Annotated in this window: 19 protein-coding genes; 14 read left to right on the top strand and 5 right to left on the bottom strand. The window is 53.2% G+C overall.

The window, feature by feature from the left end; all coding sequences use genetic code 11:
• Positions 1 to 252 precede the first annotated feature (252 nt).
• Positions 253 to 876: a carbonic anhydrase gene (locus tag IEW12_RS04715; protein WP_188564793.1), complete on the bottom strand. Its 624-nt coding sequence runs from the start codon at positions 874 to 876 to the stop codon at positions 253 to 255.
• A gap of 235 nt (positions 877 to 1,111) precedes the next feature.
• On the opposite strand from IEW12_RS04715, the gene IEW12_RS04720 reads away from it, so the two are divergent.
• The 8 genes from IEW12_RS04720 to IEW12_RS04755 all read left to right on the top strand — a co-directional run bounded on the left by IEW12_RS04720 (position 1,112) and on the right by IEW12_RS04755 (position 9,279).
• Positions 1,112 to 1,627 carry a hypothetical protein gene (locus IEW12_RS04720; RefSeq protein WP_188564794.1) on the top strand — a complete coding sequence of 172 codons (516 nt, stop codon included), beginning with the start codon at positions 1,112 to 1,114 and terminating at the stop codon, positions 1,625 to 1,627.
• Between the two features lie 443 nt (positions 1,628 to 2,070).
• Entirely contained in the window at positions 2,071 to 2,316 is a 246-nt protein-coding gene (locus IEW12_RS04725) for a hypothetical protein (protein WP_188564795.1), read from the top strand.
• Between the two features lie 700 nt (positions 2,317 to 3,016).
• Positions 3,017 to 3,541 carry a hypothetical protein gene (locus IEW12_RS04730; RefSeq protein WP_188564796.1) on the top strand — a complete coding sequence of 175 codons (525 nt, stop codon included), beginning with the start codon at positions 3,017 to 3,019 and terminating at the stop codon, positions 3,539 to 3,541.
• Between the two features lie 153 nt (positions 3,542 to 3,694).
• Positions 3,695 to 4,099: a hypothetical protein gene (locus IEW12_RS04735; RefSeq protein WP_188564797.1), complete on the top strand. Its 405-nt coding sequence runs from the start codon at positions 3,695 to 3,697 to the stop codon at positions 4,097 to 4,099.
• Positions 4,100 to 4,173: 74 nt separating this feature from the next.
• A complete protein-coding gene (locus IEW12_RS04740) occupies positions 4,174 to 4,770 on the top strand; it encodes a protein-S-isoprenylcysteine O-methyltransferase (RefSeq protein WP_188564798.1) in 597 nt (198 codons plus the stop codon).
• 76 nt (positions 4,771 to 4,846) lie between these two features.
• Positions 4,847 to 6,235: a hypothetical protein gene (locus IEW12_RS04745; RefSeq protein WP_188564799.1), complete on the top strand. Its 1,389-nt coding sequence runs from the start codon at positions 4,847 to 4,849 to the stop codon at positions 6,233 to 6,235.
• Between the two features lie 82 nt (positions 6,236 to 6,317).
• Positions 6,318 to 7,427: a DUF3466 family protein gene (locus tag IEW12_RS04750; RefSeq protein WP_188564800.1), complete on the top strand. Its 1,110-nt coding sequence runs from the start codon at positions 6,318 to 6,320 to the stop codon at positions 7,425 to 7,427.
• A gap of 100 nt (positions 7,428 to 7,527) precedes the next feature.
• Positions 7,528 to 9,279 (top strand): eCIS core domain-containing protein, encoded by a 1,752-nt coding sequence (locus IEW12_RS04755; protein WP_229750920.1) that lies wholly within the window; start codon positions 7,528 to 7,530, stop codon positions 9,277 to 9,279.
• A gap of 59 nt (positions 9,280 to 9,338) precedes the next feature.
• Here the strand turns inward: IEW12_RS04755 and IEW12_RS04760 are convergent, their stop codons facing one another.
• Complete coding sequence (locus IEW12_RS04760; RefSeq protein WP_188564801.1) at positions 9,339 to 9,944, bottom strand: hypothetical protein; 606 nt, start codon at positions 9,942 to 9,944, stop codon at positions 9,339 to 9,341.
• A 274-nt stretch (positions 9,945 to 10,218) separates the two neighbouring features.
• On the opposite strand from IEW12_RS04760, the gene IEW12_RS04765 reads away from it, so the two are divergent.
• Positions 10,219 to 11,904 (top strand): hypothetical protein, encoded by a 1,686-nt coding sequence (locus IEW12_RS04765; protein ID WP_188564802.1) that lies wholly within the window; start codon positions 10,219 to 10,221, stop codon positions 11,902 to 11,904.
• 22 nt (positions 11,905 to 11,926) lie between these two features.
• On the opposite strand, the gene IEW12_RS04770 is transcribed toward IEW12_RS04765, so the two are convergent.
• Entirely contained in the window at positions 11,927 to 12,334 is a 408-nt protein-coding gene (locus IEW12_RS04770) for a GtrA family protein (RefSeq protein ID WP_188564803.1), read from the bottom strand.
• Positions 12,335 to 12,441: 107 nt separating this feature from the next.
• Positions 12,442 to 13,437, bottom strand: a complete 996-nt coding sequence (locus IEW12_RS04775) for a glycosyltransferase (RefSeq protein WP_188564804.1) — start codon at positions 13,435 to 13,437, stop codon at positions 12,442 to 12,444.
• Between the two features lie 313 nt (positions 13,438 to 13,750).
• Here IEW12_RS04775 and IEW12_RS04780 point away from each other — a divergent pair, with 313 nt between their 5' ends.
• The 5 genes from IEW12_RS04780 (at position 13,751) to IEW12_RS04800 (ending at position 18,885) form a co-directional block, all read left to right on the top strand.
• Positions 13,751 to 16,300, top strand: a complete 2,550-nt coding sequence (locus IEW12_RS04780; RefSeq protein WP_229750921.1) for a S9 family peptidase — start codon at positions 13,751 to 13,753, stop codon at positions 16,298 to 16,300.
• A 99-nt stretch (positions 16,301 to 16,399) separates the two neighbouring features.
• A complete protein-coding gene (locus IEW12_RS04785) occupies positions 16,400 to 16,966 on the top strand; it encodes a hypothetical protein (protein ID WP_188564805.1) in 567 nt (188 codons plus the stop codon).
• A 59-nt stretch (positions 16,967 to 17,025) separates the two neighbouring features.
• The gene (locus tag IEW12_RS04790) at positions 17,026 to 17,424 is read left to right on the top strand and encodes a GFA family protein (protein ID WP_188564806.1); all 399 of its coding nucleotides are present in this window, start codon (positions 17,026 to 17,028) and stop codon (positions 17,422 to 17,424) included.
• An 82-nt stretch (positions 17,425 to 17,506) separates the two neighbouring features.
• Positions 17,507 to 18,001 (top strand): hypothetical protein, encoded by a 495-nt coding sequence (locus IEW12_RS04795; protein ID WP_188564807.1) that lies wholly within the window; start codon positions 17,507 to 17,509, stop codon positions 17,999 to 18,001.
• Between the two features lie 188 nt (positions 18,002 to 18,189).
• Entirely contained in the window at positions 18,190 to 18,885 is a 696-nt protein-coding gene (locus tag IEW12_RS04800) for an alpha/beta fold hydrolase (protein WP_188564808.1), read from the top strand.
• A 121-nt stretch (positions 18,886 to 19,006) separates the two neighbouring features.
• Here the strand turns inward: IEW12_RS04800 and IEW12_RS04805 are convergent, their stop codons facing one another.
• On the bottom strand, positions 19,007 to 19,261 hold the full coding sequence (locus tag IEW12_RS04805; RefSeq protein ID WP_188564809.1) for a hypothetical protein: 255 nt from the start codon (positions 19,259 to 19,261) through the stop codon (positions 19,007 to 19,009).
• Positions 19,262 to 19,366 lie beyond the last annotated feature (105 nt).

Raw genomic sequence — 19,366 nt, forward strand, 5'->3', positions numbered from 1 at the left:
TTGGTAGTAGAAGAGTACATATCGATTCCTTGGTGAGTGGGATTGCGATGCATTTGCACCGTGAATCCAGTATCCCCCCTGGCCTCAGACAGCAATATGACTCAAACATTACAAAAAAATGACAATCCGGGCTGCGTTATAACTTCCTGCAGCAATTCCTGCCGCCCTTCCCTGTCACTTCGACAGGTTAAAAACAGGGTAGAACGGACAACAACTTGCCAGCTTTTACAGCTTTTCCCTCTGCAAAGAGCGCTAGGCTGCCTGCGCGGACAGGGCAACAAACTCCCCGCTCTTCTCATCCAGCACGTCCATGGAGCCGCTGGCAATGTCATACACCCAGCCATGCAACCGCAAACCGCGCTGTACCAGCGCCTGCGCCACTGAAGGATGCGTGCGCAGGTTGGCCAACTGGGCCACTACGTTATCGCGCACCAGCGCATTCAGCTTCGCTTCTTCCGATGCATAACTGCGCGCCGCATTCACTGCACGGGCGGATTCAGCATGGCGCAGCCAGCTAGCCACCGCAGGCATATGGTCCACGCATTTGCAAGTGGCGATGGCAGACATCGCGCCGCAATTGGAATGGCCGCAGACCACAATATCCGACACCTTCATCTCCATCACCGCAAACTCCACGCTGGCAGATACCCCGCCCGGTTCCGGCCCATATAGCGGCACGATATTGCCGATGTTACGGATCACAAACAACTCCCCCGGCTGGCGCTGCGTCAACAGCGCCGGCTCTACCCTGCTATCGGAACAGGTAATGAACAACGTATGCGGATTCTGCGAAGTCGCCAGGCTTTGGAATAGCTCGGCTTTTTCCGGAAAAGCATCACGCTGGAACTTTAAAATGCCATCAATCAGGTCTTGCACACTACTCTCCTCGCACGGCCACTATGGCAAAGGCATCATGATGAGCGAAATCCAGCTATAAGTCCAAGTCGATGTTCTTATACTATCTATTGGTTTTACCTATAGTTTAGTTAGACAGTCCACGCAGCCAAATTGCTGTTGCAATGACAATATTTCCATGGCAGCATGTGGATGCCCCTGCTTTCACCATCAAGAGCATTCCAGCAATGCTGGAAGCCAGGCCACAAGCAAGACAATGATCACCCGATTCGCCCTTCATAAAGAGAGTGCAATGAAAAAGCTCTGGCCCTTCTTAGCCGTAATATGCAGCTTGGCCCATGCCCCGTTGATCGCGGCAGAAGCAGATCCAACCCCGGCTAACAGCCAGAACCAGGCCACTGCGCCAGCGCCAAAAACCCACGCGTCCAAAGTGGCCGCCTCCAGCAAAAAGGAAAAAGTGGCGCTGAAAGAAGTGCGCCTTCTTTCTTCGGAACAGGAGGTCGCGGCCGCAACAACAGTGCCTGTATTGAGCGCCTTTATCAAATCCGTGGAAGACAAGACCCGCAAGGTGTTTTCTGCCAGCACGCACCCCAGCGAACTTATGCTGCAATTTGAATGCGCCCCCGACTCCCAGGACATGAAGATCGCCGTACAGGGAGAGCCCGAGAAAAAGCTGGTGCTGAAGCTGCACGACGCCCTATCCCACATGGATAAGCTGCAGGTAACAGGAAAGCCCATTTCTTTTCAGGTGTACATGACTGTTGCGCCCTAGTGCGGCGTGGCATTGAAAATCTACACCTGACGTTGCCTTAGCATTTTTTTAAAGGCATCATATGCCGCACTTATTCATTTCAGAAAAACCATCAATGACAAAAATTATTTTCATCTCGATTTTATCGGTAGGCTTCCTCATTACGTGCATCACATCCTGGAAGGCCTTCTCCGCATATCGCAAGCAAAACCAAATCCCGGAATCTGAAAGAAAAACAGTGGTCAAGTGGGATAAGGCTTCAAGATGGGCTATCGCCTTGGCGAGTATTGCGAACCTCATTTATATTTTCTGGTATAAAAAATAGGGCCTCGCCAATACAACGCAAAAAAATCAAGATTAGGAGCAGTCGCCGTTCAATGCATACTGAAATACTGGCTGCTCAACTTGCTGAAAGAATATCCTCTGGTTTGCGCGCAGCGCTACCTAATTAAAGGAAAAGCTCAATGATGCATTCACTTGGTTTAGAGAATTTATTTATTTACGCTTTTCTGATATGGTTTATAGTCGGCCTCGCCTTTTTATTGCCGAAAAAAATAAAACTGATAAAACGAGTCGGCAATTTAAGCAATAGTGAGCTGGCAAACTTGGCGAAGAATGGGGATGCTGAGGTAAAGAAGTTAAGGCGTCTCACCTGGTTTTTTGTAGGCTTGGGTATCCTTGTTCTTCTTCCGCTTCGCATTCTTGGGTAATTTCGGCGTCGTTATCTGAGCTAGTTATCGGCCGGGACTGGAATTTCAATCGTTCCGTAGTAGCTGAACTCAAAGCCCTACATCGTTGTTTTGGAGAGCACTATTATTTTAAATGAGAAGGCATGGCGTTATCTTGGATACGCGTACCTCACTGTTTATAGCCTGGCTCTCGCTATTGAGAAACATGAAGTGGCAAGATTCCGGGAATTTACTCCCATGGACAGAATTTTCGCGGCCCCGATTTTGTGGGGCTTGGGAATTTTTGGAATTTGGACGGGCACTGTGAATAGCCCGTTTTCCGAGGTAGATCGGGAGACAAGTCCTGCCATTTTTTGGCTATGTATCGCAGCTCACTTCCTCATTGGATTTTTCTTTTTTTTCACAGGGATACGTTACGCATTTTTCTAAGCACGCATCAGCCTTTGCACGTTGATAAAAGCTAGCACGGTAGGTTGGGCTAGTGCTTTATCAGCCCAACGCTTTCGAACGTCAATAATTTAGCGATATCCCTGGAAATGAAAGGTGCAGCAGGCCAAAGAATTGTTGGGCTAATAAAGCCTTAGCCCAACCTACTTTATTTTTATCAGCGTTGAACTTTGCATCGACGATACATACGGCGGAATAAAAATTCCGCCCTACGAAATCCGCCTTACAGCCTTTACCACCCGGACACACTTGCTACCCACCACCCAATGCATTGATGATGAAACCATTGATTATCTACATCGCCCTTGCAATCGCAAGTGCCGGCTTTGCTCCAGATGCGAGGGCCGATTGGTCTGAGGCTTCTGTCGCTTACAAATGTGACCCGGCAGGAAACCTATTTGCACTTCACGGGGTGGTCCAGGCAAACGATGAATTTTTCATACCCAAGAAACCTGGGTACTCCGTCATTTCCGACGAAGAGCCAAGCAGCTTGCATTGCAATATCGGCAAAGCGCGCATTACCGCCATCATAGAAGTGTCGCCGCCCCGAGAGAAAGGAATGTGCGCATCTCAGGCCTTATACAGCATCAGGAAATTAGAGGTGAACGGCAAGGAAATCATGGGCTATCAGCTATTCAATAATATTTGCTCTTTCTCCGGTTCATCACTGTTTGGAGTGGAGATTTCCACCAAGGGCAAGAATATAAATATAAAAACTTGTGCTGGAAAATGGGACTGGAAGCCGGAATATGACGATAGTAAATGTGAGTCCAAAATAATTTCACTAGATAAGCAATGATCTGGATCGGAAGCAGTCAAGAAGCGCATCAGGATAGGCCGTCGCACACCTAAAACCACTACTCTCAAATACGCCAAATTGATGTTGCTTTGGCAATTATTGTGTGACAGTATGGTAGCTATTCAATCCAGACTAGCCGTCCTATAGGAGCATATGGAAATAGTTGCTGAGTTAGTGATATTTCTTCTTCAATGTCTCGCTGAATTTTTACTACAGATTATTTTTGAGGCGCTCGTTGAACTTGGTCTTCACGCAGCTCGCGAACCATTCCGTTTGCCCACACCCAACCCTTGGTTCGCCGGTATCGGCTATCTCGTATTGGGTGCTGTCGGCGGTGCAATCAGCGTTCTTATTTTTCCATCCGCATTCATTACATCGGACATCGGCCGCATTGCAAATGTATTTGCAACTCCGATTCTGGCTGGACTCACCATGGTGGCGTTTGGGGCATGGCGGCAGCGACGCGGTGAAGAAATGCTGCGGATAGACAGGTTCTTTTACGGCTTCATCTTTGCGCTCGCCATGGCCCTGGTTCGTTTTTCGCTAACCCACGGGTAAGAAAAGGATCATTGCAAGTCAATAGCAGGCGCCGCCATGGATTACCTAAGCCTTCTCAACATGCTGAGGAAACGATGCACCAATCAGGCCCATTCGATCTCGTCTTCATCGCGATGTTTCTTGTCTGCTTTTTCATTCGCATGCCGCATGAATACAAGACCCGGCAAGTGAAGCGTATAGAGTCTCGCGACAATGCATTAGAAAAATTCAACCTGCTGCTGGTCTTTACGGGTTCGCTCACCCTGCCCGTACTGTATTTCTTTTCACCCTGGTTCAAATTCGCCAATTACGAAGTACACACCGCCGTGGGCATCTGCGGCAGCATTACCGCAGTCATTGGGGTATGGCTATTCTGGAGGTCCCACAAGGATCTGGGGCGTCAATTTTCTGCAACGCTGGAAGTGAAGGAAGTGCATGCACTGGTCACCAGCGGCGTATATAAAAACATCCGCCATCCTATGTATACCGCTGCCTTCCTGGTTTCATTCTCGCAGATGCTGCTGCTCGGGAACTGGGTCGTGGGGCCGTCTTTCCTGCTGGCCTTCCTGTCGCTTTACCTGGTCAGGATAGGCAATGAAGAACGCATGATGCTGGATCATTTTGGGCAAGAATACGCCGACTATATGAAAAGGACAAACCGGCTTTTTCCTGGGCTGGGGAAACGTCCGTAATACTGGAGCGAGCTGCACATAGAGATGTGAGCCCTGGGAAGAATCAATAGCCTTCAACCATATATGCAATAAGCCGATGACGAAAAAATCTCTCCTACTAGTAGCATGCGCATTGTTTGGTGCATTCACTTACTCAATCGACGGATATTGCGCAGGCAAAGAGAATTCGCTTCTCACTGCTCAAAGCGATATATATAAACTCCTTCAGCACGGCAAGCTTGGAGATGCGCGCTATCTTTCAGAAGAGCTTGGCTTCGGCCTGAAAATTTCTCCGCCTAATTACGATAGCACTGCAGTGTTTGAAGCCAGGTTTTATAGCATTCCCGACTACCTCTTCGCAAATGGACTAACTTATCACGCTTACTATGACGAAAAATCAGATACTACCCGCATCGATCTGGCACTTCCATTCCAATCATGTCCAAGCCTTGATGCATGGGCAAGTGACTGGGGCCAACCGGTACAACATGGCATGCTTGAGCATGCTTTGGGTTCTTTCAATTCGATCACGTGGCCAAGTCCAGAAAAAATCACCTTGGATATCACCTACTTCAATCGAGGCGGATGCCGGGGATATCTGCAGCAAATCGTCAAAGGAAAATTGCTTCCTCCGGTGCAAGCTGAAGCTAGAACGAAAAGCAAAGGTGATGGGCTGGCACAATCGGTCGCTGACATACTGGCGACAGGCGATTTGCGGAATTTCGAAAAAGTAGCTGCAGCATTAAATGCTCGCGTGATACCCAGCGCCAGCAATCGCGACCCAGAAAACGGAGAATACTTTGACCTTGCAAAGCCCATCCTAGGACTTGACTCAAACGCCTATTCCTATGCAGTGAACGATACCGGCTGGTTTGTATTCACTTTATTTGAGGTGAAACCCCGCCATCTGGCGGAACGATGGGTAACACTGAATCTGGCACCCAATTTATCCGATGTGTGCCTGCCTGCTTCGGATATTAAAAGGAAACTGGATCAAGGAATGATTCCATATAGCTACCGCCAAGAGAAATACAATGAAATAAGTTTTTCGGTCAGGGGAGAACATCTCATTTCCCTGAAGATCACTTCTTCAGGAGAGTGCGTTGCACGCATTCGTTTTAAACAGATAACGGATATTGCCAACAACCTGTCCTCCCCCGTCGTTTTCAGCTTAGACGCATTGCGCCCGAATGGGCTCTTGAATGCAGCGGCATTACAACGGATGGATATTCTCGCACGCCACCTCCATACTCCCAAATTCAGGACTATCTATGTGTATCTGAATTTACCTGACAGCAAAACTAATGCGCAAGTCAAGAAAGGCCAAAAATTGGCCATCGCAATCCGCAACTCGCTCATCGCCCGCGGCATAAGCCAAACTCAGATTGATATGCGCGGAGATTTGGTCGCGCCTTCCCTTTTGGCAGCTTGGAACGAACGGCAACTTGGCATGGGCGTATTCCTTGATCCAACTTCTGATTTTTAAACTGTGCCCCCAACGACCAGCTTATGATGTATATTTATTAGCAACTCTTTTGTACGCGAAATCCCACCTGAAAGGATCTTGTATGCATGATGCATTCCGTAGCTGTTTGTTCCTGCTGGCGCTGGCGGCTGGTGAAGCTTCCGCAACCACCCGTTCGCTGGGCATTTCTTCGCCGCTGAACGGCGGTTCGCTGGCCAACGACATGAACGCCTCAGGCCAGGTTGCGGCCATGATAGAAGACAACAAGGGAGTCTGGCACGCCGCGTATTTTGAAAAGGGTCAGTTGACCAGGCTGGAGATGCTGGGCGAGACCGAGAGCGAAGCCAAGCGCATCAATGACAAGGGCGAGTTGATCGGCTCCTCCAACAAGAAAGACGGCACCTGGACCGCCTTCGTCTATAGCCGCGCCAACGGCATGCAGGAGCTGGGCACGCTGGGCGGCCCCAGCAGCCACGGCGCAGCAATCAACAATGCGGGCGCAGCGGTGGGCTTTGCCGATACCGCCGATGGTGAATGGCATGCCTTTCTGTACCAACCAGGCGAGGCTATGAAGGATCTGGGCACTTTCGGCGGCAAGGTCAGCTATGCCAGCGGCATCAATAATGCCGGGCAAGTGGTGGGCACGGCTACCACGCCGAATGGCTCGCGCCATGCCTTTTTGTACGACGCGGCGAGCGGTATGCGGGACCTGGGCACGCTCGGTGGCCGTTACAGCTCCGCTACGGCCATCAATGACAAGGGCATGGTGGTCGGCACTTCTGAAATGAAAGACCGCAGCTGGCATGCCTTTGTGCATGACGGCACCACGATGAAAGACCTGGGCGCACTGATAGGCCCCGGCGACAGCTTTGCCTCGGCTATCAACAATGCGGGCCATGTGGTCGGCAGCGTGGACAGGGGCGACAAGCGCATTTCTTTCGTCTGGAGGGATAATAAAATGCTGCTGCACCCCGCCGGCAAGGGCCTGTACCTGACCAATGCCATCAACAACCAGGAACAGGTGATAGGCGCTACCTACGACCGTGGCCTGAATGCCGCCACCATGCAATCCAATGCCGCACCCTTTGTGGATCTTGGCGGCACCAAAATCCTTGGCTTCAACATCGTCATGCTGCTATTGGCCAGCATCGTGGTGATCTACCGCAAGCGCTTCAGGGGATTATTGTTCCGGCCTAATAACTTCTACGGCTGAGGCCTACGGCCGCGCGGCTGCTATGCGGTTGCGCGCAGTCTGCACTGCCAACTAAAAGTCAAAGCTTAAAACCAGTTTTTACTTCAGGGAGTGGGCTACCGTGAGATCAAACCTTGCTGTCATATCCGAACTGAAACAAGCCGGACGCTCATCTGCCGCGTCCGCTTCCGTGCAAATGCGCAGAGCGTCCCACCCAGCCTTTATCGACACTCGCCCGGAAGCAATAGCGCAAAGCAAGCATCAGGAGAACGCTGCCGCCAGCGGGCGCACCAACCAGCTTATGGCCATGTCGGCGCTGATGGCTGGCAGCGCGCACTCTTCGCGCATGCGATCCCTGGCAGAGCTTGCCGGGACAGGCTCTACCCAGACAGCACAGAGAAAGAAATTGATTGACGCACAAGATGCAGCGCAGCCGCTGCAGCGTGTCGTGGATGACGAGCCGCTTCAGGCCCGCTTTGAAGCGGTGCAAAGGGCTGAGGATGAGGAGCTGCGGCAAGGGAAGTCTGACACTACGCAGCGCATGGAGGAAGAAGAACCACTGCAAGGAAAATTCGATACAGTACAGCGGATGGAAGAGGATGAACCTCTACAGGGGAAGTTTGAACCGGCGCAAAGAGTAGAAGAGGAAGACCTTTTGCAAGGCCAGTTCGCCGCGCCTGCAAGTACGCAATTAAAAGAAAAACCAAACAATAGTGGCCTCCCCAATCAACTCAAATCCGGCATTGAATCGCTCTCGGGCATAAGCATGGACCATGTCAATGTTCACTATAACTCGGCCGGGCCAGCACAACTACATGCGCATGCCTATGCGCAAGGCAGCGAGATTCACCTGGCGCCGGGACAGGAACGGCATTTACCGCACGAGGCCTGGCATGTAGTGCAGCAGGCGCAGGGCCGGGTAAAGTCGACCACGCAGATGAAGGGCAATACGCCGGTGAACGATGATGTGGGCCTGGAGGCAGAGGCCGACCTGATGGGCGAGAAGGCCTTGGGAGTGGGGATGCAGGCGAGAGCAGCTCAGCGTGCTCCGGCGAACCTTACCTCCTCGCATTCGGCTAGGTTTGGTACCGCTCAGTTGAAGGTATCCGCTCTTATTACCGACCATGGAACGAAATACGTTTCAGATTATCCGGAGGCGAAAGGAAAATTATTTGATACACGAGACGATGCTAGGCAGGCTGAGAACATCATACGTGAGATGAGAGGGTCCATAGAGGAAGAAAAGAAAGCACGCGAGCATTTCAAAAAAGAACTAGGACGCGCAGAAGAATTGACTTCCCAACAGCAATCCTTTTATACAGAACACACACAATTGATCGAACGTGAGCTTGACGAAGCGCTACAAGAAAATATCGTACACGCAGAGCAGATCAAAAAGAGCGCCAACATAAGCATGCTGTACGAGGCAAGCCAATTGCTCACTGCTGGAGTAACGATGTTCGGAGACAGCCCAAACTATTATATTGGTCAACTCATTCCTAGCGTTGAAGCAGTCGGAGTTGAAGCATACCATTTATACCAGACCTTCAAGGAGACGGGCAGTTACTCGCAGAGAGCGACACAGATACTCGGGAGCAGTCTGACTATTTTAGGTAATGCGTTCATCGGATATGCAGGAACGGTGGCTGCAGCAAACAACGATTGGAAAGAGTGGGGATACGGCGTCAATATCACAGCTCCGGAATATACGAATAACACGTTCTTTAATCCAGCATACTCCGGCGTATCTCTGACTTCCTGGACGGCCTTCGGGGTTGGGACCCTCTCATTGATCGGTGGGCATCTTATAAAGCTACGAGGTGTCCACACAATCGCAAACGCCAAGAAAAAGGATTATGAAAGTAAGCTGTAGATATCTTGAAATCAAAGCGGGGCTGAAGGGCACTGCAGTGCCGCGATAAGAATTTTCGATTACGTTAAGCTGCCTTGTTTTTCTTCCTCTTGACTCTGGTAGGCAGCGATAGTAGCGGCCAGCTCTTTAGGCCGGTACACCAGGTTGCCTAGCGGGATCGTCTTGTCCGCCCCTATTAGCGCCCGCTTGAGCCGGGTACCGATGCGCCGCAGTCTCTGGCCTTCTGCATCATCCAGCTTGAACCAGATGCCCAGGTCATCGCCCTGCTCCCCCTCATTGGTGGAAATGCGCTGTATCGCGCTCCATGCGATGAAAATCTCTTCCTTGGCAATATGCGTGATCCCGCGCTCATCCAGAATCAGCGTGGGACCCTTGGTTCTGAGAGTTTGCAGCGCTGCCTGTATCAGCGCGATTCCCACGCACAAAGAGCCAAACAAGGACACTCCTACCAGCACGATAGCCAGACGCTCAAAGCTCGCGGTCAGCACAATGACGGCAAAGCCTATGCCGGCGATGCACACGACAATCCCGGTGGGCAGCACAAAATAGGCGGTCCATCTGCGCCGGTACAGCTTGAGCGGACGTGCAGAGCTATTGGGCTGTTTGCCGGATGCGGACGGAGCAATGGAAGGGTTGGAAGGATCGGGAGAGTTGGAAAGCTTCATCCTGCGTCTGCTCAAGGTCTGATGTGAAGGTGAATTTATCATCGTTCCAACGGTTTTACCAGCGCAAACCCATTCGTTTAAATGTTGCATCAGCAGCAATTTCATGTCAACATGCAAACACTGCCATTAACCATCAAACCGCTTCTACCCAGGCCGGCGTCAGCGCATTGAGGCTGTCCGAGTTTTGCTGTATTTCCAGGATGCGTTGATACCACATGCATCCTGCGGATCTTGTGCAAGACGACCTGCCGCCCAGTTGTGCCTGCTTATCTTTATGAAAAAATTTCCGTCCGCGCCTGCTTTCAATTCCACCTCTAGCCGATTTGCGATTCTCACCCTGATACAGCTGGTGCTGATAGCCTGGATATTCCGCGCAAACTGGGGCAACGGATTTTCTTTTCTGCAGGGTGACCGCTACGACAACCTGATAGAAATCTCCATCCTGGAACACTGGTACAACGTCTTGCGGGGAATGGCGAACTGGGCGACGACCAACTATTTTTATCCCTACCCTAAAACGCTGGGCTACAACGACGGCTATCTGCTGTATGGCATCATTTATTCAGTATGCCGCAGCCTGCATGCAGACCCTTTCATGGCCTCGCTGCTGGTCAACATGACGATGAAAGTCGCGGCCTTTTTTTGCTTCTTTCTGTTTGCCAGGAAGGTATTGCAACTGGGGTTCTGGTATGCGGTGCTGGGGGCAGTTCTGTTTGAGATCAGCAATAATGTGGTTCTGCACAATCTGCACGCGCAGTTGCTGACGGTGGCATTTGCCCCGCTGTGCGCTACCCTGTTGTATTTTGCGTGCAAGGCGCTGCTGCAAAACCAGTCCGGCCGCCTGCTCGCCTACGGCTCCACATTCTCTGTCGTGTATGGTTTATGGGCGATCACGTCCTATTACATGCTGTGGTTCTTCAGTTTTTTCTCGCTGCTAGTGTTGCTGGAGCTGGCGCTTGTCCATCACCGGTATTTGTTCAGGCAGCTTGCCGCCTTGCAGATCAAAACCCTTGTGTCGGCCTTGTGTGCGCTGTTGGTACTGGCGCTGGCCTTGTTGCCTTTTCTGGTCGTCTATCTGCCCAAGGCGGCAGAAACCGGCATGCACAGCTATGCATCGGCGATGTCTTACCTGCTGACGCCGTTTGATATCCTGAACATAGGCGATCAAAACTACCTGTACGGAAGCCTGATGCCAGCGCTGCATCAGAGCATAGGATTTCCCAACCAGTTTTCTGAAAACCAGATGGGCATGCCGCCGTTTTTGTTGCTGGTGTTCTTGTGCGGAGGGGCTTTGGCCTGGCGCCGGCATAATAGCCAGCAAGCTCAGCAAACCCAGCAAGCCCAACTCATATTACCTATGGCGCTCGCCGCGCTGGCGCTATGGGCATTGGCCCTGGTGTGCGCCGAGCAATCCGCCTGGTATTGGATTTATCATTATTTTCCGGGTGCCAAGGCAGTGCGGGTGGTTGCGCGCTGCATGATCTTTTTGGTGTTCCCTGTCGTCTGCGTTGCGATGTATTTCTTGTCCACGTTCAAGCACAGGCTGGCCGTTTTATTGATCCTGCCCTGCTGTGTGCTGCTCATCGCGGAAGAGCTCAATAAAAAAGCTGCCGATTATCTGGACCGCGCCGCTAGCCTGAAGATGCTGGAATCGGTGCCACCCATCCCGGCAGGCTGCCGCGCCTTCTTCGTGCAGGACAAGCGCCCGCAAGACCCCAATGAGTCCCCCGTCGAGCATGAGCTATACCGGCACAATGTAGAAGCAATGGTGATTTCGGAATACATCAATCTGCCGACGATCAACGGCTTTTCCAGCTTTAACCCACCCGACTGGAACTTCAGCGCTGCAGACCGTGACGACTATTCAGCCCGCGTGGAAACATACAGGGCGGCGCATCAGATTAAGGGCCTGTGCGCGCTGGATCTGCAAACCCACCGCTGGTCGGCTGCCGCCCAGTAAAGTAATGGCGGTGGCGGGCCGGCTATCTGCGATAGATCCAGTAGCGCGCGCCAAAAAAATTGAAGAACATCGCGATTCCCGAACCCGCTGCCAGCGGAATAACGGGAACCTGCGCCAGTGAAGGCTGGATAGTCACCAGGCTGCTGAACACGCCAAGATTGATCAGCGCGCCGGCCACTTGTATGCTCATATAGCGCAGATACTCTTGCCTGCCCGCTGCCGCATCGTTGATGCTGCGCTGTTCAAAGGTGTGCTTGCGGTTGAGCAGCCAGGTGCCCAGGCTGGCGACGCCGAACGACACCACCCTTGCCAGATAGACGTTCACTCCACATACCGTAGACAGCAGTGTCAACACTGAAGCGTCAATGACAAATCCTATGCCGCCGACAAGGGCAAAGGAAAGAACCTGGGTAGTCAATCTTTTTGCCATTGGGTAGGAACCGATTTCAAAAACGAAGATATAAAAATAAAGCTGAAAATTGATGCGGCCGCAGAAAAAACAGCAAGAATGAAGGCAGCAGGAATGCTGCCCTGTTCTTAGCGCAGCAGGTGGCGTTCAAAATCCATCTTGGCCTGGTAGCTGATGGCATCCAGGATCAAGCCCACCGCCAGCGACATGACCGCCACCAGCTCCAGCGCCGCCGCCAGCAAGGCCAGCGGCACATGGTAAATGAAGCGGTATGCTATCCAGTCTGAAAACACCGGCACCGCTGCCAGCAGGCCCAGCATGCCGAACAGGATTGCCGCCCAGCCGAAGAACATCAGGGGCCGGTAGAAGCGCAGGATCTTCACAATGGTCAGCAAGACTTTGGCTCCATCGCCAAAGGTATTCAGTTTGGAAAAGCTGCCCGCCGGCCTGTCCTTGTACTCCACCGGTATCTCCACAATGCGAAAGCGCTTGTCCAGCGCATGCAGGGACATATCGGTTTCTATCTGAAACCCCGCCACCAGGATGGAATAGGTTTTGACGAACTGGCGATTGAATGCGCGGTAGCCGCTCATGATATCCACCAGCTTCGCAGAAAACAGTTTGTTGATCAGCTTGCTTACCAGCCAGTTGCCAAAGTTGTGCAAGGGCCGCTTGTTTTCGTTTTTGTAGTGCCCCATGGACTGACGGTCGCCCACTACCATGTCGGCAGTGCCGGCCATGACAGGCGCGATCAGGTCATGCACGCGCTCTGCAGGATAAGTCAGGTCCGCATCGGCCATCACATACACGTCGGCATGGATTTCGGCAAAGGCGCGTCTTACGGCATAGCCCTTGCCTTGCCGCGCTTCGGTCACGACAGCGCCGCGTGCGCCCAGCTTTTGCAGGGTGGCATTGGCGATCTCTTCTGTCGCATCGGCCGAGTTGTTGTTAACGACCAGGATATACGCATGCGGCAATTGCTCATGGAACGCCGATATCGTCGCAGCGATCGTCAGCTCTTCGTTATAGGCGGGAAGTACTATCGCCACTTCCGACAGCGGTTCTTTCAGATTAATGGGGTTCTCCAGATGAAGCAAAATATAGATCACGGGCAACTTTGCCATAATGATAACATGTTATTTTGCCAATGTAAATTCAAACCCGTTCTTCGCCGTGTTCACTGCCTTGTTCTCAGCCAAAATCCAGCCCCCTGGTCCTGCCCAACGCTGGGCTTTTAACATTCTTCAGATTAGTATTGCCTTGACAATGTTTCCGTGGCAGCATGCTTTGGCACCTGTACTGATCGATAGGCGAGGTCGACGGCGGAAAACGCCCGGCAAGGCCAACGCCCGAAAAACTCTTCCAGATGCACCCGCGGTAAACGATCCTGTACAGGCTTAATTGACATTGAAGACACTGAAGACTCTGAGGACATTTATGCCAATCAAACACTTCATGCCCCGCCTGGGGCTGATGGCGCTAGCGGTAAGTTTCACGTCGCTGCCGGTAGCTGCGTACGCCGCATCTGCCCCGGCAGCCGCAAGCCCGGCCACTACCGCTGCGGTAGCGGGATACAACCAGCCGCCTAAAAACATTCTGGACGTAATGCGCGCACCTTCGCCGCCCGGCCCCAGCCTGAGCCCGACACGCGACAAGATGCTGCTGATCTCCACCGATGATTACCCATCCATCTCGCGCGTGGCAACGCCCTTCCTGCGCCTGGCTGGCGTACGCATAGAACCGAAGAACCATAGCAAGCACGATACCCCCGGCGGCTACGGCATTACCCCCTGCGCACGCAGCTTTGATCTGGTGCAGATTGCCACCGGCGCGCAAACGCATGTTGCGCTGCCAGCGGGCGCCTGCCCCGGCCGGCCCGTATGGAGCGCAGACGGCAAGCGCTTTGCCTTTGAAAACATCGCCGCCGAGGCCGTGGAACTGTGGGTAGGCGACGCCAAGACCGGTGCGGTCCATCGCGTGCCGGGCGTGCGCCTGAACCCGATGTTTGAAGATGAGCTGCAATGGATGCCTGACCAGAAGACCCTGCTGGTCAAGCTGGTTCCAGCACGCCTGGGTCCACCGCCGTCAGAGCCGGTGACGCCGCCCGGCCCCAGCATCCAGGAAACCGATGGTGCAAAAGGCCAAAGCAGCACCTATGAAAACCGTGATACGCTGAACAACCAGCATGACGAAGACCTGTTCGACTACTATGGCTCTTCGCAACTGGCACTGGTAGATGCAGACAAGGGATCCATCACACCCATCGGTGCAGTGGCCCTGTATGACTCCATCACTCCCGCGCCGGACGGACGCCATGTGCTGCTGAGCACCATCCACAAGCCCTACTCCTATGTGACCACCTATGACAGGTTCCCCAAGGACGTGGCCATCTGGGATATCGCCAAGCGCGCCAGCATCGTCAAGCACCCTATCGCCTCGCTGCCGCTGGCAGACCGGGTGCCCATCCACGGCGTGCCGCTCGGCCCTCGTGATTTTGCATGGCGCTCTACCGACCCGGCTACCCTGGTCTGGGCAGAAGCGCTGGATGGCGGCGACTGGGCCAGCAAGGTCCCGGCCCGCGACAAGCTCATGCTGCTGAAGGCGCCGTTTGACGCTGCCCCGGCAGAATTCACCCGCACCGAACAGCGTTTTGCCGGCATCGCCTGGGGCGAACAGCCCAGCTTTGCACTGCTGACCGAGTATGACCAGAACCGCCACTGGCGCAAGACTTTCCAGATCAACCTGGACAAGCCGCAGCAAGAACGCCGCCTGGTATGGGATCTGTCCACCGATGAAAAATATGCCAATCCCGGCAACCCGGTGCGCCGCGTGCAGCCTAACGGCACCGTGGTCGTGCGCCAGGAAGGCGATTTCATCTTCCTCTCCGGCCTGGGTTCCTCGCCGGACGGCGACCGCCCTTTCCTGGACAAGCTCAATCTGCAAACCCTGAAATCTGAACGCCTGTTCCGCAGCAGCAAAACGACTTACGAGCAATTCCTGGGCTTCACAGCGACCGGTACCAGCAGCTTCTTTACCTGGCACCAGTCCCCTACCGATGCGCCAAACGCCTACCTTCGCACACTGGGCGCAGCAGCAGAGGCGCCGGCAGGCGAAGCCGCTTTTGCCTCCACCAGCACCGCCATCACGCATATCGCCGACCCTACGCCTATCGTGCGCGAGATCAAGAAGCGCCTGGTGAAATACAAACGCGCAGACGGCCTGGAACTGTCGTTCACGCTGTACACCCCGCCCGGCTACAAGGAAGGCACCCGCGTGCCCACCATCCTGAATGCCTATCCGCTGGACTATGCCGACGCCTCCAAGGCCGGCCAGACCACAGGCTCGCAGGCTACCTTCACCCGCCTGCGCCAATACCGGCTGCTCCTGCTGGCGGGCTATGCGATCATCGACAGCGCCTCCTTCCCCATCATCGGCGATCCTAAAAAAGCCTACGACACCTACACCGAACAACTGGTGGCAGATGCCAAGGCAGCCGTTGATGAAGCGGTACGCCTGGGCGTGGCAGACCCCGACCGCATCGGCGTCACCGGCCATAGCCACGGCGCATTGATGACGGCCAACCTGGTCACGCACTCCAAGCTGTTCAAGGCCGGCGTCGCCACCAGCGGCTCCTATAACAAGACCCTGACACCGTTCGGCTTCCAGAGCGAACGCCGGTCGGTATGGGAAGCGCCGGACGTCTACCAGAAGGTCTCCACCTTCTTCTTCGCCGACCAGATCAAGACCCCGCTGCTGATCGTGCACGGCACAGACGACGCCAACCCCGGCACCACGCCGCTGCAATCCAGCAAGCTGTTTGAAGCCATACGCGGCAACGGCGGCACCACCCGCCTGGTACTGCTGCCGCATGAGCCGCACTGGTACGCCGCGCAGGAATCGAATGACCAGTTGGTCTATGAGATGCTGCGCTGGTTTGACAAGTATGTGAAGAACGCACCGGCAGGCACGGTTTCCGCCAGCCAGTAATTGAGGCAAGTGCTTGGCCGGGTGTTTTTGCCTGGCCAAGCACCGCTTGCTTGCATCGTCAGATATGCCTGCTTATGCCACTTGCATATATTTTCTTCAATGAGCCTGCTCACCATGCATAAAACCATTCAGCTCTCGATGCGGCTCATTGCAAGCGCCGCCATTTTTCTCTTCACCGCCGCCCCGGCCAGTGCGCAACTTTTAAAATATAACAGCCAGGCAGAAATTCTCGGCGCAGCAGCTGTATCGCCGGATTCCGGCAGGCAGGTACTCAAAGGGCTGCTCAGCGTCTGCGCCCAAACCGGAGCGCAATCGCTCAGTACGTTTGAAAACGCGCTCGCCGGCTGGGAAAAGCGCCATCAGCTTTTTCTGCAAGAAAATGCCAGAATTAAACAAGACTTCCTGCGCCGTGCAGATAACCCCGGTACGAGCGAAGAGGAACGGCGCGCCATCAAAAATATGTACGAGGTATTAGTGCCGAAGACGATAGAAGCGCAGATCGCCAGCCTTGCCACTCCCATCAACACCATCGAAGATCCCAAAGCCAAAGCAAGCCTGTGCAACGACTACGCTCAGTCCGTCGTTGAAGGCCAGTGGGATTTGCAAAAGAACGACCCTACCCTGGCAAACTTTCTTGCTGATCGCATCAAAAAGCGAGGCAAATAGTAGCGCGCCATATATCCCGCACCCAAGCCATCCTACCCCCTAATGCCAGAAGCAAGCAGATGAAAACCTACCACGGAAGCTGCCATTGCGGCGCTGTACAATTTGAAGCCGGCATCGATCTGAGCGCAGGCACAATAAAATGCAACTGCACCATCTGCACCAAGCTGCGCTTTTGGCCTGCCATCGTGAAACCTGAACATTTCCGTTTGATTGCAGGCGACACTGAACTCTCCAACTACCGCTTCAACACCAAAACAGACCAGCACCAGTTCTGCAAGCACTGCGGCGTACATCCTTTTGTGATTGGCAATTCGCCGCGCTGGGGCGTGTTTTACGGCGTGAATATTTCTTGCCTGGATGATGCCCCTATCGAAGAACTGGTGAATGCGCCTGTTACCTATCTGGACGGAAGGAACGACAACTGGGATAGCCCTCCACTGGAAGTGCGGCATCTCTAAGTAAAATGAACCATTTAACAAGACCCCTGTCAAAACACTGCTTCTACCGCTTCTTAACCTCACCCTAGATTGGTAAGCCGCCATGAACTTCAAATTTGTTTCCGCAGCCCTGATGTTCGCCTCCAGCATCGCCTCCGCAGCAGTATTGCCAGCCCAGGCACAGTTGCCCGATTGGGCGACCAAACAGCTTGATAGTCTGTCCAAACAAGAATCCGTAGAACTGAACGCCCGCATCAATCCCTTTGTCTGGCGTGGTGATTTCGATGGCTCCGGCAAAGGCGATCTGGCTGTGCTGGTGAAAGACAGCAAAACCGGCAAAGAAGGCATCGCCTTCCTGTTTCACGGCAAAACCAAGCCCGTCATCGTCGGTGCAGGCCACGCCATAGGCAACGGCGGTGATGATTTCTCGTGGCTGGAACTCTGGTATGTAGAAGACAAAGGCACGCTGCAGCACAGCTACCATGCTAAATCTGTCAAGCTCAAAGGCGACGGCATCATCGTGGCAAAAGAAGGCTCCGCAAGCGCGCTGATCTATTTGAAGGCCGGTAAGGCAAGCTGGCAGCAGCAAGGGGATTGATGCAGGATAGGCTAACCCGACCGTAAAGCGTAACCGTAGGGTGCAATAGCGCAGCGTATTGCACCGATTTCCGTAAAAAACAGATTATGTGATTTTAACGAAATCGCTACCTTGCCGGAAAGAGTGACCACGACTATACGGCACACGATCTACCATCTTTTTAAACCCCGTCAAAAAAAAAGGAAGTGATGTTAAGCATCGTCTTGCTGCCTGGCATGGATGGAACTGGATCTTTATTCGCACCGTTTATTTCAGCTTTGGGAAATGATTTCAATTGCGTTACTGTGCGCTACCCGACGACTGAGGGTTTGGGATATCAGGAGCTCGAAGAAATCGCAAGGCAGTCGCTGCCAAGAGACGGAAATTTCATTATTCTTGGCGAGTCTTTTTCTGGACCAATTGCTGTGTCCTTGGCCTCTGCCAACCCTAAGGGACTAGTCGGCTTAATCCTATGCAGCACATTCATTCGAAATCCCCGGCCAAGGCTCAGTCGTTTTAGCATCTTGTCGGATTTCCTGCCGATCAAATTGGTTCCAGCCTTTATTTACAGCTATTTCCTGCTGGGGCGTGCAACCACTCCCCTGCTTGAATCATCGATAGCAGCCGCCGTCGGCCAAGTTTCCGGCAAAGCTTTTAGAGCAAGGCTCCGCGCTGTATTGGAGGTTGATGTGTCTGCCCAGATGAAATCGGTCAGAGTACCAACGCTATACCTCCAAGCCCTGCAGGACCGGTTAGTCCCTGCCGAGGCCGGCTCTTACATCACCAGTGTTAGCCCGGAAGCCCAAGTCATATCGATCGATGCACCACATTTTCTCCTTCAAGTGGCTTCGGATAAGGCGGCAAACATCGTAAAGAATTTCGCAAGCAGCCTATACAGCTCTTGAGTTTCAAGACCGCTTAATTGCAGAAAACTCGGTGCAATACGCTGCGCTATTGCACCCTACCTGTAAAGCCTTGCTGCCTTGCGCCTAGCGGCTGTCATCATGATGCAGCCCATCTTTATACTTAGTCCCTATGCATCCGATACCGGTCACGCGCATAGCTGAGCAGGGCCAAGGCTATCAGCGTTAAGGAAATACAGCAAAAGACAAAGGTCTTGGGGTGGTCTGAGAAATGGATATGACTGAGGTTCGCGCCTTTGCCTACTGCTAAAGAGCCGGTAAAAATGGTGATCAGATCATACAACAGGGTCGCCAGCCCTATCGCCGTGAGAACGGCAGGCGAGCGCAAGCGCGGCCCCTGCTCTGGATCGTTCGTCATTTTTTCCCAAAAATTCATCTTGCTTTATCTTTTGCCGCTTGATACCTACATAACACACTACCGCTATGCTACTCCGGAATGTGAATGCCTTCAGCGGTAGCTTGC

The sequence above is a fragment of the Parundibacterium terreum genome, from assembly GCF_014636315.1.
GTDB classification, from domain to species: domain Bacteria; phylum Pseudomonadota; class Gammaproteobacteria; order Burkholderiales; family Burkholderiaceae_D; genus Undibacterium; species Undibacterium terreum.